Raw genomic sequence first — 16,189 nt, forward strand, 5'->3', positions numbered from 1 at the left:
CCGTCCTCGTAGCCGCAGCCGATTTGAAAGATTCGCTGCGTCAGTAAGTCACGATAAGAATGGCTGATGTAACTTTGGTGACGACGATCGCCTAGGGCGGCCGTGAGGCGCTCGGTCAGTCCAATCTGGCGATCAACACCGCGTAGCAGCAGCGGGCCAAGGTCGGATGACAAACCACCGCCGGCAAAGTCGGCGCGAACGGTATGTCCTGGAATGGATGCAAAACGGAGCTGCTCTGAAGTAGAATTCATGTCGGGCAAGGTGGCGTTTGTGTTGATGAGTGTGTTTCTCGATAACTTACATTTTATCAATCACTTACGGCATTCTTGCCCTTTTTTATGCAAAATTCAGGCTAAAGGATGCGCGCATGGTGATAAAGAAAGACAAGGCAAGTGAGCTGGTCAGCCGGATCAGCGTTTCGCTGGCGCCGGCGCTGCTCACCGAGCTCGATCAGATGGTCGAGTCGCGCCAGTTCGGCAGTCGCTCGCAAGCCGTCAGCGACATGGTCAATCGTGAACTGGTGGAGTACAAGCGCAGCGTCGGCAACGACATCATGGTCGGCACGATTACGGTGCACTACGATCGCTCGGTGCGCGGCCTGCAAAGCAAGCTGGCCGACATCGAGTATCAATACATTGATGAAGTCATCAGCTCGCTGCACGTTCAGTTGAGCGAGAACCAGGTGATGGAAGTCCTCCTGGTCCAGGGCCATACCCAGCGCCTGCAGGAAATCGCCAACGTGATGTTGACCCGGCGCGGGGTGTTCAGCTGCCGTCTTCAGGTCCACGCGGCGATCATTCCACCGCTGCAGGCGCCGGTCGCTTCGCCGCGACCAAAACGCCTGCGCTGAGGGTGCGTCAGGCGATGCTGGCGAGGTAGTTGCGCCACCCGCCGAAATGACTGATGTCCTGCGCGTGCCGGGTGGCGTGTGCTTCGCAGACAAATCCCTGCACGCTGCTGCCATCCTCAAGCAGCACGGTTCCGATGCCCAGTGGCGCCGGGATGCCTGCCACGAATCCGCCAAACTCGCGCGCCGGCAGCTCCCAGACTTCGAGCGCGATCGCTGCGCCATCCTGCTCCACCCGGACCATGCCGGGGCGATACGGCGGTCCGCCTGGCAGGGCGAACAAGCGATAGCAGGCAGCACTCTGGACGGTGCTTACCAGGCGGCCTCCGCGCTGCGTCAGTTGCCAGTTCAATGCCAGTCCGCTCAGATGCGCACCACAGACGGCGACCTGCACCTGGCCTGCATCAAACGGGGCGGCGTCGGGCGCGGGATCGGCGACGCGATGCGGAGCGTGCGAAGTCGCACCGACGCGCTCGACGGCCCGTGCATGCAGTCGTGCAGCCAGCGACAGAAGCGGCAGATCCTTGCCCGCGGGCGCCACCAGCGTCACGCCCCATGGCAGTCCGGCCAGCGCGCCGCGCAAGAAGCCGGTCGGCACCGCGACTGCGGCCAGATCGAGCAGATTGACATGATTGGTGTAATAACCCAGGTTCGAATTGAGCCGGACCGGGTCGGCCAGCACGGCGGCAATCGTGTAGTGGGTGCTGGCCGTCGGTGTCACCATGCAGTCGATGCTGTTCCACAGCGCTGCCGTCTGCTGTGCAAGTTGCTTGAGCTGGTACATCGCCGCAAAGGTGTCGGCAGCAGAGATGCCGCGGGCTTTTTCGGTAATGGCGCGGGTCACCGGGTGCAAGGCATCGGGCTGCGCTTCGATAAAGGCACGAATTGCCTGATACCGTTCCGCTACCCATGGCCCGTCGTACAGCAAGGTGGCGACCGCGCGAAACGATGTGAAATCGATTTCCACCGGAATGCCGCCCAGGGCCACCAGATGGGCGACGGTCTGCGCAAATTGCGCCGGGCCGTCGGCGTTGCCGTGGAATTCCAGGTCGGCCGGCCGCGGCACCCCGAACCGGAACGCCGTCGCGGCGCCAAAATTGACGCCGTGCGGTGGCAGGGCACGCGAATACGCATCGCCGCCATCGACTCCCTGCGCCACCCCCAGCACCACCGCCGCATCCGCCGCCGTCAAGGCAAATACCGAGACCGCATCCAGCGTGCGGCACGCCGGCACCACGCCGGTGGTTGGAATCCGCCCGACACTGGGTTTGAGGCCCACCAGATTGTTGAGCATGGCCGGCACCCGGCCCGAACCGGCCGTATCGGTGCCGAGCGAAAAACTGGCCAGCCCCAGTGCCACGGCCACCGCCGAGCCGGCCGACGAGCCGCCCGAGACATAGTCCGGATCAATACTGTTGCGACAGGCGCCGTAGGGCGACCGCACACCGACCAGACCGGTCGCGAACTGATCCATGTTCGCTTTGCCGACCGGGATTGCGCCGGCATCGATCAGGCGCTGCACCACGGTTGCGCTGATTGCCGGCGTGTACGCATAAGCCGGGCAGGCCGCCGTGGTCGGCACACCGGCCAGATCGATGTTGTCCTTGATGGCGAACGGAATGCCGTACAGGGGTAGCGATGCCGGGTCGCGGTCCATCAGTGCGGTTGCATGGGCGCGCATCTGTTCCAGTGTCAGGCGCTGAATCCAGACATGCCGATCGACGATGCTGTCTTCGATTGTCATCTGCCGCTCCAGCAGATCGACCAGTTGCAGCGGCGTCAGGCTGCCGGCGAGATAGCGCGCCCGCAGTGCCGGAAACGAGAGATCGAGGCGCTCAGGTTGGGTCATCATGATTCGGTCCGTTGCATAAGAATGAGTGACTGTCCGGCCGTCACGGCCTGGCCTTCGACGCACAGCAGCTGCACAATGTCGCCGTCGCAGTGGGCCTGGACATTGATTTCCATTTTCATGGTCTCCATCACCAGCAGTGTCTGTCCAGCCTTGACGTGGTCGCCGATGGCGACCCGCATCGACCAGACCCCGCCGGCTACCTGCGAGGCGATCACTTCGCCATCGAAGGCATTGGCGGCGGCTTCGCTGGCGGCGCTGTTGCCGGCGCTGTCGTCGTCGACTGTCTCGGAGACCCCGGCCAGGCGCCAGCGCTCGCGTTCGGCTTCGAAGGCCGCCTGTTGCCGATCCTTGAAGTGCTTGATCGAGGCGCTGTGCTCGTGCAGGAAGCGCTGGTAATCCGACAGCCGGAACTCGCCTTCCTCGATACGCAGCGAAACCCGACCGGCGATGAAGTCGTCGCGGTAGGCCAGCAGCGCCTCTGGCTCCATCGGGTAGAAGCGGATCTGATCGAAGAAACGCAGCAGCCACGGTTTGGCGCGTGAGAATTGGCTGGTATCGCGCCAGCGGTTCCACATCTGCACCGTGCGACCGACGAACTGGTAGCCGCCCGGTCCTTCCATGCCGTACACGCACAGATAGGCGCCGCCGATGCCGACCGCATTTTCCGGCGTCCATGTGCGGGCCGGGTTGTACTTGGTGGTCACCAGCCGATGGCGCGGATCGAGTGGGGTGGCCACCGGCGCGCCAAGATAGACGTCGCCCAGGCCGAGCACCATATAGGTCGCTTCGAACACGATGTCGAACACCGCCTGCATATCGGGCAGGTCGTTGATGCGGCGGATGAACTCGATATTGCTCGGGCACCATGGCGCGTCGGCCCGCACCGATTGCATGTATTTTTCAATCGCCAGCCGGGTGGCAGGATCGTCCCACGACAACGGCAGCCACACCGTGCGGCTCGGCACGACGATGTCGGCACTGTCATCCAGTCCGGTCTGCGCCTCGACCAGCAGTGCCATCAGCGCTGGCAGTGGCAGCACCAGCGGATCGTAATGCACTTGCAGCGAGCGGATCCCAGGAGTCAGGTCGATCACCCCCGCCAGGCGGCCCTCGTCGCGCCATGCTTGCAGACGCATCATCAAGGCGTGGGCCAGAAAACGCAGGGTCAGGTCCAGCTTGAGTTCGCCGAATTCGATCAGCACGTAGGCATCGCCGGCGCGGCGGTAGACCACACCGACCCGGTCGCCGAGGCCGGGTGAACGCAGCAGCACCGCCGCATCCAGCGGAGTCACGGGCAGGCTCGCCGCTGGCGGCGCGAGGTGCGTCGTCGCGGTCGCCAGCGCGGCCTGCTGATCCCGTGCCAGCGCGCTCGCCTGCTCCAGCCGCAGCGGCTGGAAACGCACCGTATCGCCCGGCGAGAGCTGGCCAAGCTTCCACAGCTCGGCCTGCACCACGGTCGCCGGGCAGACGAAACCGCCCAGGCTCGGACCATCGGGCCCCAGGATCACCGGCATGTCACCGGTGAAGTCAATGGCACCGATGGCGTAGGCATTGTCGTGAATGTTTGATGGGTGCAAACCGGCTTCACCGCCGTCGAGGCGGGCCCAGTGCGGCTTGGGACCGATCAGCCGGACGCCGGTGCGGCTTGAGTTGTAATGCACTTGCCAGTCGGTGGCGAACAACATCGTCATGTCGTCATCGGTAAAAAAATCCGGCGCGGCATGCGGCCCGACCAGCACACCGATGTCCCAGTGGCTGGCATACACCGGGGTGAGCGCGGCAACGGCAGCGGCAGACAGTGGCGCCAGACCGGCTGGCTTGCCGACATGCAGCACGTCACCGGCCCGCAAGGTGCGACCGCCATGCCCGCCGAACTGGCCGAGCGTGAAGGTCGAACCGCTGCCCAGATAGTCGGGCACCTCGATGCCGCCAGCGAGTGCCAGATAGGCGCGGCACCCGGCGCCCTGCACGCGGCCGATGCGCAGTGTCTGTCCAGCCTGCGCCGACAGCGCCTGGCTCATCGGCACTGCTACGCCATCGAGGGTCAGCTCGATGGGTGCGCCGGTGACGGCAAACCGATGGGCGCTGCGAAAGCACAAGCTCGGCCCGGCCACCGTCAGCTCCAGCGCCGCATCGCCCTCGCGATTGCCGACCAGGCGGTTGGCCAGGCGTAGCGCCAGCCCATCCATCGGGCCAGACGGCGGGACCCCGACATTCCAGTAGCCGAGGCGGCCAGGCCAGTCCTGCACCGAGGTGTGGACCCCGGCGCTGAGCACGTCGATGGCGTGGCTCGGCGCGACAAAGGTGTTCAGGCTGCGCGTGGTGTGGCGTCCGGCAAGAAATGCGGGAAACTGCATCACGCCACGCAGATAGTCCAGATTCGATTCCAGTCCGGCCAGCCGCGTCTCAAGCAGTGCCTGCTCCAGGCGGGCCAGCGCCTGCTCGCGCGTGGCGCCGTGGGCGATCACCTTGGCCAGCATCGGATCATAGAACGCGCTGACCTCGGTGCCGGCAGCGACCCAGGTGTCGACCCGCACATCATCAGGAAAAGCGACCTGGGTCAGGATGCCGGTGGCGGGCTGGAAATTCTTGAATGGATCTTCGGCATACAACCGCGCCTGCACCGCGTGACCGCTCGGCACGATGTGCAGGCTATCGAGCGGCGGCATCTCGCCGGCCGCCAGCCGCACCATCCATTCCACCAGATCCACGCCGGTGACGGCTTCGGTCACGCCATGCTCGACTTGCAGGCGGGCGTTGACCTCCAGAAAATAGAACTCCTGCGTCTGCGCATCGACCACGAACTCGACCGTGCCGGCCGAGCGGTAGGATACCGATCTGGCCAGCGTGCAGGCCGTGTCGAGCAGCGCCTGGCGAACGGCAGGGCGCAGATTCGGCGCCGGCGTCTCCTCGACCACTTTCTGATTGCGCCGTTGCAGCGAACAATCGCGTTCGCCCAGCGCCAGCACGCCGCCAGCACCGTCGCCGAACACCTGGACTTCGATATGCCGGGCGTCAGTAATGTAGCGCTCGAGGAAGACGCCGGCATCCGAGAAATTCAATTGTGCCAGTCGCTTCACCGAATCGAATGCGGCGTTCAGCTCGTCGGCGTTGCGGCACATCTGCATGCCGATGCCACCGCCGCCGGCACTGCTCTTGAGCATGACCGGATAGCCGATGGCGCGTGCGTGCAGCAGTGCGCTGTCGAGGTCGGCCAGCAGCCCGGTTCCCGGCAGCAGTGGCACTCCGGCCTCCGTCGCCAGCGCCCGCGCGGTGTGCTTCAGTCCGAACATCCGCATCTGCTGTGGCGTCGGCCCGATGAAGGCCAGGCCGGCCGCATCACAGGCGTCGACAAAGCCGGCGTTTTCGGACAGGAATCCATAGCCCGGATGGATCGCCTGGGCGCCGCTGGCGAGCGCAGCATCGATGATCCGATGCATGGCGAGATAACTGTCGGCGACCGCTGCCGGACCAACGCAGATGGCTTCGTCGGCCATGGCCACGTGGGCCGACCCGGCATCGGCTTGCGAATAGATGGCAACGGCGCCGATGCCCATGCGCCGCAGCGTGCGAATGACGCGGCAGGCAATCGCGCCGCGATTGGCGACAAGTACTTTATTGAACATGGTGCAGCCCGGGTCTGGTGCAGGTCGTCCGGCAGGTCAGAAAAACAGGCGCGGGTCGTCCCGCGGCTGCAAGAGGTTTATTCGGCATCCCACGCCAGGCAGCGCACCGGTGTCGGGTTATAGCCGTTGCAGGGATTGTTCAACTGCGGGCAGTTCGAAATCAACACCACGAGGTTCATCTCGGCGCGCATCTCGACGTACTTGCCGGGCGCCGAAATACCATCTTCGAAGGTCAGCCCGCCCGTCTGCGTAACCGGCACATTCATGAAGAAATTGATGTTGGCAACGATGTCGGGTTTGTGCAGACCATACGCGTCGTTGGCAATCGCCGCCATGAAATTGTCGCGGCAACTGTGCATGAAGCGTTTTTCCAGTGCGTAGCGCACCGTATTGCTTTCGCACGAACAGGCCCCGCCCAGGGTGTCGTGGCGTCCGCAGGTGTCGGCGGTAATGGTCAGCATCGGGCGTGCGTCGCTGGACATCAGGACCGTGCCCAGGCCCAGATACAGCGCACGCTGTGCCTGGATGGTCTGCGTCGCGCTGTAGTGCTCTTGCAGATCATCGGCATTGAAGAACAGCGTATCGACGGCCTGGTTGCCTTCGAGGTCGACGATCCGGAACACCTGGCCGCGCTGCAGCCTGGTCATCCAGGGCTCGCCGGCTGGCACGATGTGGTCGAGGCAGGCATTGGCCGGGTCGCGCGTGCTGGCCTGTGTGGAGACGGACATGAATGGAATCCTCGGTAAGTGTCTGGAGGCTGGCTCAGAGAAACCAGCGTTCCGTGTTGATGAAGCCACGGTCGTTCTCGGGGCACATCAGCCGGCACGGGTCGTCGGCGCCGGCGGTGCCCGAACGCCACGCCGTCATCCGCACGGCGCCGGGTGCATAGGCGGTGGCCGGATCGAGGGGATGCGGCGCGGCCGACAGCACCACCAGAACATGCATTTCGCAGCGCAGATCGACGTACTGGCCGGCGTGACGATGGCCGCGCTGGAAGGACAGGCCCCCGTGCTCGTCGGTGTCGACCTTGCTGAAGAAATTGACGGCGCCACCGAGGTCGCGCTTGCTCAGGTTCCATTTGCTCAGTTCGATCAGCAGTCCTTCGCGCCCGCTGCGGAACATCGCATTGCGGTGTTCCTGATACCTGGCCTCGCCATATTGCGCATGCATGTCGGCCTCGTTCAAGACGCCGCACAGCGGATCGTGCCAGCCGCAGGTGTCGTCGGCAATCGAACAAAGAATCCGGCCCATGTCCGAAAAACAGACATGGCCGCTGGTCAGAAACGCGGTGTGCTGCGCCTTGAGCGTATCGGGCATGTTGTAACGCTCGGTCTTCTCCTCCTGATTGAAGAACAGTGCCGACACGTTGGCCGTGCCGTTCAGGTCGGTCAGGCGCAACGTGGTGCCGCGCCGCAGCACGCCGGACCAGTGCGCGCCACCCGGCACGGTCTCTTCCCACAGCACCTGGTCGGGTGAAAAGGGGGTGGATACCCTGGGTACCGCGCTTTGGGCCAGGGCTGGCAGGTCGGCAAAACTGATTGGCATGGTGTCCGCACTCGCTACATAAAATTTGTGATGAAGGCCGGCACGATCACATGACCGGTCCGGTCAGCAGCAGGGTCAGAAGCTGTACTTCAAACCGATGGCAAGCGTACTGTTGGCCAGGAAGCGGCCGTGCGTGTCGGTATAAAACGTGCGATCGGCATTGGTCGCCAGTGCCGCCGCAGTACCGGTCAGACCGCCACCAAAGTCCTTGCTCAGGGTCAGTGCGATATCGGAATAGTTCGCCTGGCCGGTCTGGTTCGGAATCAACTGGCGGCCAATGTGTGGTGTCAGGACATAGCCGTTGGTCATGTCGATGGCGGCGCTGAGGTCAAAATACTGGCTGCCCGAACTGTTGACGTTGCCGAGGAAGTCACCCAGGCTGCGGTTGTACTTGAAGGTGTAGATGCCGTAGCTCAGCGCACCGAACGCTTCGGTCGTGCTGGCGTTCGAATACGTCCCGGCAGGGAAGAATCCCTCCACGCCCGAATTGTTGCCCGGGTAGCGATAGCTGATCACACCGACATCGTAGGTAAAACTGGTATCGGTAATCTGCGCCTTGTAGCCACCGTACAGGTCCAGCTCGTAGCTACCCTTGGTGGCGCCGTTGAATTCCTTGACCCATTTCACGTTGGATGCTGCCAGTCCGAGGTAGAGGCCGCTCTTCAGCGCAAAATCAACGCCGCCCTGAATGGCTGGTTTTTTCGACGTCTGCGCAATGCCGCGCACGCGGTAATCGGATGTGACGCCGACGTTGTAGGTCAGGGTGCTCTCGGGCTCAGGGCCGTCTTCGGCACGGGCGACGAGCGGAAACTGCAGAACCACGACCGTCACAGCAGCAATGGCGAGAAGCTTACGCTGCGAAGCCGACAAGGAATCAGATTTCATGGAAACATCCTTTACGCTAGGTGGTATTACGGAAATGAAGAAAAATACTACTAAGTCCGTAAAAGCACGTTGCATGCCAGCTAGTTTTGCGTGGTAACACGCGCTGCGCGCCTTGTTGAGGCGCAGGAACGGCCGCAAGTTGCGGCTCGGGATGGCGCAGTGCATGTGTTTTGTGCGCGCTGCACCAAAAGTGGAAGGCAGGGCAGGCGCAATTTTGCAGCGAGGTGTTGCTGGTCGCGCGGCGCTGATCGTGCAGGCCCATGGCCGCCAAGCCCACCGTCATGGCCAGGCGAAAAGCCATGGCAAAGATCCTGTCGGGATGTGCAAGCGCGGCATCAGTCGACCGCTATCTGTCGACACCGCCTCCCGACAGCTGCGATCAGATCGCTTGCTGGTCCACGGACGTGAACAGGTCAGGCAGGAAAATCATCCAGATTTTTTGGCTCAACAATCACCAGCCCATTGTGCTGCGCGCGAAATCTTGCCGACATTTCATAGGCAGCCTTGCGGATACGCATAATGGCACCAATGGGTCGATGTGCAGTAACGCCATGCCATGGACTGAACGACATTTCATCGTCAACCGCTTTCGACCGTGCCTCGCTCCACGCGACCTGCGGCGCGACCGTAACACGCGCGACGGTGACATATGGGCTGCTGTCTTCGGGCCAGGCGATCGACGCGTCCTCGATTGGCATGCTGTCCAGGTCTGTACATAACTGGACCCGCAATTCCCACTCGGCGGTATGCTGCGCGAAGAATTCAACCACCGCCTCGCGCAGCCCGTTTGGCTTGCCATTGACGTTGAGCGGCGCGTCAGTCAATTCTTTCAGATTCCCGGAAACCGGCACCAGTGAAAGTTTTGCCATGTACGGGCCGAACAGAATGGGCGCCTTGCTGAAGAAAGTCTCTCCCAGTATGTGCGTTTCCGGATGGCCGCCCATCCCAATAATGGTGGCACTTTCGCCGCCGACGGATTCAATCACCTTTTCCGCACCGCGCAACACGGCAGACAACGCTTTTTTCAATGTCGGCACCTTGTCAGTGGTCGAGGCCAATAACTTCAAACCACCCAGAAACTTCTTTGGCCCGGGCGTTGAAAATGCGGGCCCGCAATTGACCAGGACGAAATCCTGCGTGACATCGTCTTCGCTGCCATGTAACCGGGTACCCGCAACACCGACGACTTTGACGGCGAGGCCGCGTGGGGTCGAGACACTGTCGTCGAGTATGTCGCCCGGCACCGTGGAAAGGCGCATGACCACCGGCCAGGTGCCGGCTTCGGCAAAGATGCCCTGGGCCAGAACCGCGGGCAAGCCATCGAGGACATGCAGCTCGCCCCGTAACAGGCCATGACTTTTTGCATGCACGCTGCGGGTCGCATGGCCGGAATCTTTCAACGTTATTTCGGAAATGTGCGTCAGTGTCTTCAACAATTCTGCTTGCGTTTCGGTTTCTCCCTCTTCGGGAACTTCAAAACTCGTTTTGTATTCGATGGGCTGTGCGGTAACGCGGGTGGATGAATCCATGGTGTTTCCTTCGTTTGGTCGTGTGACAGTCAAATTTGGTTGGGGCGGAACCGGAATCTGCACCAATGCCGATTTCAATCCGATGCCAGGATCCGGAAAGCCGGAACGGTCCGGCTGATGCAAATTGCCATCCGCCTGACTGGTTCCCATCAGGTTGGGCGAATCGGTCGGCGAATTCGGAGGTTATGCAATTGACCAGTCGGGTGTCCGTTCGGGGTCGCACACAACGGCAGCGGCAGTTTTTCAGTCCGGCGTTGCCTGAGCGAGCGGCAGCACCTGTCCCGCTTTGAACCCGGTCGGCGCAACGTTGCGCCGGCAACCAATAATGACCTCGCCGCAACCCGGCGAAAAAGCCCGCACAGCCTGTGCGCACAATCGCACCTGACGCATGTTTCAGGGCGTGAAATGCTTCCTGCCTTTCATCGCCCGACAAGTCACTTTCAATTTTGCGAACGACCGTACTAAATCATGCTATTCTCGATCACCGTTGCGTCGAACCGCCGTAAGATAGGTGCTCCGCCAGCCTGCATTCCAACCACCCAATACCAATAATTTCAGGAGACTCACATGATCGACGCCGTCATCGTATCGACCGCACGTACCGCCCTCGCCAAATCATGGAAAGGCGCGTTCAACATGACCCACGGCGCCACGCTGGGTGGGCATGCGTTGAAGCACGCCATCGAGCGCGCGCACATTGAATCCGGTGAAGTCGAAGATGTGATGATCGGTTGCGCCACGCCCGAGGGCGCTACCGGCGGCAACATTGCACGTCAGATTGCACTGCGCGCAGGTTGCCCGGTCACCACCGGTGGCATGACGATCAACCGGTTTTGCTCGTCCGGCCTGCAAACCATTGCGACCGCGGCGCAACGCATCATTGCCGGCGAAGGCGATATCTATGCCGCCGGCGGCGTCGAGTCGATCTCGTGTGTGCAGCAGGAAATGAATTTGCACATGATGGTGGAAGTCTGGCTCAAGCAAAACAAGCCGGAAGTGTATTGGCCAATGCTGCAAACCGCCGAAACCGTCGCCAAGCGCTACAACATCAGCCGCGAACGCCAGGACGAGTACGGCGTGCAAAGCCAGCAGCGCGCTTCCGCCGCACAGGCCGCCGGCAAGTTCAACGATGAAATCGTGCCAATGACCACCATCATGGGCGTGGCCGACAAAGCCACCGGCATGCTGGTCAGCCGCGAAGTCACCATCTCCGCCGACGAAGGCATCCGCGCCGACACCACGCTCGAAGCGGTTTCCAAGATCCGCAGTGCCGTGCCCGGCGGCGTCATCAGCGCCGGCAATGCCAGCCAGTTTTCCGATGGCGCTTCGGTGGCCATCGTCATGAACAGCAAGGTCGCCGAAGCGCGTGGCCTGAAGCCGCTCGGCGTGTTCCGCGGTTTTGCGGTGGCCGGTTGTGAGCCCGACGAGATGGGCATCGGTCCGGTGTTCGCGATTCCCAAGCTGCTCAAGAAAGCCGGGCTGAAAGTCGAAGACATCGGCCTGTGGGAACTCAATGAAGCGTTTGCCGTGCAGGTGCTGTATTGCGCCGACAAACTCGGCATCCCGATGGATCGGCTCAATGTCAATGGCGGCGCCATCGCGGTCGGCCATCCGTATGGCGTATCGGGCGCGCGCCTGACAGGCCATGCGCTGATCGAAGGCAAGCGGCGCGGCGTCAAGTACGTGGTCGTCACGATGTGTATCGGTGGCGGTCAGGGTGCAGCGGGCCTGTTCGAAGTCCTTTAATTTCCACCAACGATGACCATCACACCCGTTGCCATGCGCGGGTGTGCGTTGTTGCGTTCATTTTCACGCGCCTTGTCCGGAGCCATTGATGCAATCCAAAATCCTCCCCCGCCGCGATCTCGATTTCCTGCTGTATGAATGGCTGCATGTCGAACAGCTGACCGAGCGCGAGCGCTTCGCCGATCATTCGCGCGAAACCTTCAATGCCGCACTCGACACCTGCGAGCAGATCGCCACCGACCTGTTCGCGCCGCACAACAAGAAGAGCGATCAGAACGAGCCGCACTTCGATGGCGCGACGGTGCACATGATTCCCGAAGTGCAGGTCGCGCTCGACGCATTCTGCGCGGCAGGATTGCTGGCGGCGGGGCAGGACTTTGACAATGGCGGCATGCAGTTGCCGTGCGTCGTCGAGAAAGCCGGTTTTGCGTATTTCAAGGGCGCCAATGTCGGTACCGCCTCGTATCCGTTCCTGACCATCGGCAATGCCAACACGCTGATGAAATGCGGCACTCCGGAACAGATCGAGACCTTCGTCAAGCCGATGCTGAGCGGTCGTTTTTTCGGCACCATGTGCCTGTCGGAACCGCAAGCCGGCTCCAGCCTGTCGGACATCGTGACCCGGGCCGAAGTCCAGCCCGACGGCAGCTACCGGCTGACCGGCAACAAGATGTGGATCTCCGCCGGTGAACATGACCTGTCGGAAAACATCGTGCATCTGGTGCTGGCCAAGGTGCCGGATCAGGACGGCAAGCTGATTCCGGGCGTCAAGGGCATTTCGTTGTTCATCGTGCCCAAGAAACTGGTCAATGCCGACGGCTCGCTGGGCGAGCGCAATGATGTCGTGCTGGCTGGCCTGAATCACAAGATGGGCTATCGCGGCACTACCAATTGCCTGCTCAACTTCGGCGAAGGCAAGTTCAAGCCGCAGGGCAAGGCAGGCGCGATCGGCTATCTGGTCGGCGAGGTCCACAAGGGCCTGGCCAACATGTTCCACATGATGAATGAGGCGCGCATCGGCGTCGGACTGGGCGCCGTGATGCTGGGCTATACCGGCTATCTGCATGCGCTCGATTACGCCCGCAACCGGCCGCAGGGCCGTGCACCGCAGGCCAAGGACCCGGCCACGCCGCAACTGCCGATCATTGCGCACACCGACGTCAAGCGCATGCTGCTGGCGCAGAAAGCGTATGTCGAAGGCGGCCTGGCACTGGCGTTGTACTGCTCGAAACTGGTCGACGACGAGCGCACCGCGGTCGCAGTCGAACAGCGCCGGCACGCCACGCTGCTGCTGGATATCCTGACCCCGATCGTCAAGTCATGGCCGTCGCAATGGTGCCTCGAAGCGAACAACCTGGCCATCCAGGTGCATGGCGGTTATGGCTACACGCGCGAATACAACGTCGAACAGTTCTACCGCGACAACCGCCTCAATCCGATCCACGAAGGCACCCACGGCATCCAGGGGCTCGATCTGCTCGGCCGCAAGGTCGTGATGCAGGACGGCGCAGCCTTCAAGGCGCTGGCCACTGAAGTGCAGAAGACCATTGCGCGTGCGGCTGAAGTGGTTGAGTTACAGGGCTACGCAAGCGCACTCGGTAACGCATTGACACGTCTGGCGGCAGTCACCAGAACACTGCACGGCGCCGGCGATCTGAACAAGACGCTGGCCAATGCCTCGCTGTACCTGGAGGCGTTCGGACATGCGGTGGTGGCATGGATCTGGCTGGAGCAGGCGTTGCTGGCGGTGGGGCAAGCAGCGGCGCACGATGCCGATTTCTATCGCGGCAAATTGCAGGCCTGTGCCTATTTCTACCAATGGGAATTGCCAAAAATCGCGCCGCAACTCGATTTGCTGGCCAGTCTCGACACCACCACGCTCGACATGCAGGACAACTGGTTCTAATCATAAAAAAAGGAGACATCATGCGCACCACACAACAACTCTTCAATCTCGCTGGAAAAACCGCACTGATCACCGGCGGCTCGCGCGGTCTGGGACTGCAAATCGCCGAAGCGCTGGGCGAGCAGGGCGCCACCATCGTGCTGTCGTCACGCAAGCAGTCGGACCTCAATGATGCGGTCGAGCACCTGAAAAGCCGTGGCATCACCGCCACCGCGATTGCCGCCGATCTGTCGCAGGACGCCGCGGTCGAGCCGCTGGTGACAGAAGCCCTGCATCGTCTCGGACACATCGACATCCTCGTCAACAACGCCGGCGCCACTTGGGGCGCGCCTGCCGAAGACCATCCGATCGAGGCGTGGGACAAGGTCATGAACCTGAATATCCGCAGCATCTTCCTGCTGTCGCAGATGGTCGGCAAGCGTTCGATGATTCCGCGCAAATATGGCCGCATCGTGAACGTCGCGTCGATCGCCGGCCTGGGTGGCAATACCCCGGGCACGATGCAGACCATCGCCTACAACACCTCGAAGGGCGCGGTGATCAATTTCACCCGCACGCTGGCGGGCGAATGGGGTCAGTACGGCATTACCGTCAATGCGCTGGCGCCGGGCTTTTTCCCGTCGCGCATGACCAAGGGCGTGCTGGAAAAACTCGGCAAGGATGAACTGGCCGCACATGCGCCGCTGCAGCGCATCGGCGACGACGAGGACCTGAAGGGTGCTGCGCTGCTGTTTGCATCCGACGCCGGCAAGCACATCACCGGCCAGATCCTGGCGGTGGATGGCGGCGTGTCGGCGGTCTGATGATCGACAGCCGGCCGCAGCCGTTCCCGTCCGAGATCCCGTTTCTGGACGATCTCGGCGTCGAATTTCTCGGCATGGCCGACGGTCAGGCGCAGGTGGCATTGACGCTGACCGCGCGCCACATGAACGGCTGGCAGGTCGGCCATGGCGGCGTCACGATGACGCTGCTGGATGTGGCGATGGCCATGGCGGGACGCTCACTGGAGCCAACTGCGCGCGGCGGCGTCACGATTGACATGACGACCAGCTTCCTGCAACCGGCCGGCCAGCCCGGCGGCCGCCTGATCGCCACAGGCCGCGCCTGTCACCGCTCCACAACGCTGGTGTTTTGCGAAGCTGAAGTACGCAATGGCGAACGCGTGGTGGCCAAGGCGATGGGCACCTTCAAATTCATCAAGCGACTCGATGTCGCACAAAAATTCGGTTCACTCAATGGAGACAACAATGAGCACATTTAAACAGATTGTTCTGGCCTCGCGCCCCAAAGGCGCTGTCGTGGCCGGCAATTTCCGTCTGGAAGACGCGCCGGTCCCGAGCCTCGCCGATGGCCAGGTGCTGGTGCGCAATCATTATCTTTCGCTCGACCCCTACATGCGCGGTCGCATGGAAGATGCGAAAAGCTATTCGGCCCCGCAAGTCATCGGCGAGGTCATGATCGGCGGCACCGTCGGTGAAGTCGTCGAGAGCAAGAATCCCAAGTTCGCCGTGGGCGACAAGGTGGTCGGCATGCTGGGCTGGGCCGAGATGGGCGTGTCCGATGGCGTCATGTTGCGCAAGGTCGATACCAGCCATATCCCGCTGTCGGCCTATCTCGGCGCGGTCGGCATGCCGGGCATGACCGCCTGGTACGGCCTGACCCAGATCATGCAACCGAAGGCCGGTGAAACCATCGTCGTCTCGGCCGCCAGCGGCGCGGTCGGCAGCGTGGTCGGACAGCTTGCCAAGTTGCGCGGCGTGCGCGCCGTCGGTATCGCCGGCGGCCCGGAAAAGTGCGCGTATGTGGTCAACGAACTGGGCTTCGATGCCTGCATCGATTACAAGGCCGGCAATCTGATCGCGGATCTGGCGGCTGCCACGCCGGACGGCATCGACGCCATCTTCGAAAACGTCGGCGGTGAAATTTTCGATGCCTGCATCGCCCGCATGAATCCGTTTGGCCGCATCGCGCTGTGCGGCATGATCGCTGGCTACAACGGCGAGCCGATGGCGCTGAACAATGTGCGCACCTTCCTGACCATGCGCCTGTCGCTGCGCGGTTTCATCGTTGCCGAGCACATGGACTTGTGGCCCGAGGGATTGAAGGAACTGGGCACGCTGGTCGCGACCGGCAAGCTCAAGTTTCGCGAATCGGTGGCACAGGGACTGGCATCGGCGCCGGAAGCATTCATCGGTCTGCTCAAAGGCAAGAACTTTGGCAAGCAACTGGTCAAGCTGGTGTAACGATGGCACA

At 62.3% G+C, this 16,189-nt stretch carries 14 protein-coding genes; 6 read left to right on the forward strand and 8 right to left on the reverse strand.

Features of this window, described 5'->3' with window-relative positions; translation table 11 throughout:
• On the reverse strand, window positions 1-251 hold a 251-nt coding region (locus tag RCH09_RS10085; RefSeq protein ID WP_326940953.1), incomplete at its 3' end, for a transposase.
• A 116-nt stretch (window positions 252-367) separates the two neighbouring features.
• Here RCH09_RS10085 and RCH09_RS10090 point away from each other — a divergent pair.
• Complete coding sequence (locus RCH09_RS10090) at window positions 368-850, forward strand: CopG family ribbon-helix-helix protein (protein ID WP_326940954.1); 483 nt, start codon at window positions 368-370, stop codon at window positions 848-850.
• A gap of 7 nt (window positions 851-857) precedes the next feature.
• Here RCH09_RS10090 and atzF read toward each other — a convergent pair whose 3' ends face one another.
• From atzF to RCH09_RS10125, 7 genes are all read right to left on the reverse strand, one after another.
• Window positions 858-2,696 (reverse strand): allophanate hydrolase, encoded by a 1,839-nt coding sequence (gene atzF, locus RCH09_RS10095; RefSeq protein ID WP_326941059.1) that lies wholly within the window; start codon window positions 2,694-2,696, stop codon window positions 858-860.
• A complete protein-coding gene (gene uca / locus RCH09_RS10100; RefSeq protein ID WP_326940955.1) occupies window positions 2,696-6,325 on the reverse strand; it encodes an urea carboxylase in 3,630 nt (1,209 codons plus the stop codon). Before uca ends, atzF begins: the two co-directional genes overlap by 1 nt.
• A gap of 77 nt (window positions 6,326-6,402) precedes the next feature.
• Window positions 6,403-7,053 (reverse strand): urea amidolyase associated protein UAAP2, encoded by a 651-nt coding sequence (locus tag RCH09_RS10105; protein ID WP_326940956.1) that lies wholly within the window; start codon window positions 7,051-7,053, stop codon window positions 6,403-6,405.
• 34 nt (window positions 7,054-7,087) lie between these two features.
• Window positions 7,088-7,870 (reverse strand): urea amidolyase associated protein UAAP1, encoded by a 783-nt coding sequence (locus tag RCH09_RS10110; protein WP_326940958.1) that lies wholly within the window; start codon window positions 7,868-7,870, stop codon window positions 7,088-7,090.
• Window positions 7,871-7,945: 75 nt separating this feature from the next.
• Window positions 7,946-8,755 (reverse strand): TorF family putative porin, encoded by an 810-nt coding sequence (locus RCH09_RS10115; protein WP_326940959.1) that lies wholly within the window; start codon window positions 8,753-8,755, stop codon window positions 7,946-7,948.
• 16 nt (window positions 8,756-8,771) lie between these two features.
• Window positions 8,772-9,056 carry a hypothetical protein gene (locus RCH09_RS10120; RefSeq protein WP_326940960.1) on the reverse strand — a complete coding sequence of 95 codons (285 nt, stop codon included), beginning with the start codon at window positions 9,054-9,056 and terminating at the stop codon, window positions 8,772-8,774.
• Between the two features lie 112 nt (window positions 9,057-9,168).
• Entirely contained in the window at window positions 9,169-10,434 is a 1,266-nt protein-coding gene (locus RCH09_RS10125) for a catalase family protein (RefSeq protein WP_326940961.1), read from the reverse strand.
• Window positions 10,435-10,851: 417 nt separating this feature from the next.
• Here RCH09_RS10125 and RCH09_RS10130 point away from each other — a divergent pair, with 417 nt between their 5' ends.
• The 5 genes from RCH09_RS10130 to RCH09_RS10150 all read left to right on the forward strand — a co-directional run bounded on the left by RCH09_RS10130 (window position 10,852) and on the right by RCH09_RS10150 (window position 16,179).
• Window positions 10,852-12,030 carry an acetyl-CoA C-acyltransferase gene (locus RCH09_RS10130; RefSeq protein ID WP_326940962.1) on the forward strand — a complete coding sequence of 393 codons (1,179 nt, stop codon included), beginning with the start codon at window positions 10,852-10,854 and terminating at the stop codon, window positions 12,028-12,030.
• 88 nt (window positions 12,031-12,118) lie between these two features.
• The gene (locus RCH09_RS10135) at window positions 12,119-13,936 is read left to right on the forward strand and encodes an acyl-CoA dehydrogenase (protein WP_326940963.1); all 1,818 of its coding nucleotides are present in this window, start codon (window positions 12,119-12,121) and stop codon (window positions 13,934-13,936) included.
• A 20-nt stretch (window positions 13,937-13,956) separates the two neighbouring features.
• Window positions 13,957-14,739: an SDR family oxidoreductase gene (locus RCH09_RS10140; protein WP_326940964.1), complete on the forward strand. Its 783-nt coding sequence runs from the start codon at window positions 13,957-13,959 to the stop codon at window positions 14,737-14,739.
• Complete coding sequence (locus tag RCH09_RS10145) at window positions 14,739-15,197, forward strand: PaaI family thioesterase (protein WP_326940965.1); 459 nt, start codon at window positions 14,739-14,741, stop codon at window positions 15,195-15,197. The genes RCH09_RS10140 and RCH09_RS10145 overlap by 1 nt, the downstream gene beginning before the upstream one ends.
• Complete coding sequence (locus tag RCH09_RS10150; protein WP_326940966.1) at window positions 15,184-16,179, forward strand: NADP-dependent oxidoreductase; 996 nt, start codon at window positions 15,184-15,186, stop codon at window positions 16,177-16,179. The genes RCH09_RS10145 and RCH09_RS10150 overlap by 14 nt, the downstream gene beginning before the upstream one ends.
• Window positions 16,180-16,189: the final 10 nt, after the last annotated feature.

It is taken from the genome of Actimicrobium sp. GrIS 1.19 (assembly GCF_035984655.1).
GTDB lineage: Bacteria > Pseudomonadota > Gammaproteobacteria > Burkholderiales > Burkholderiaceae_D > Actimicrobium.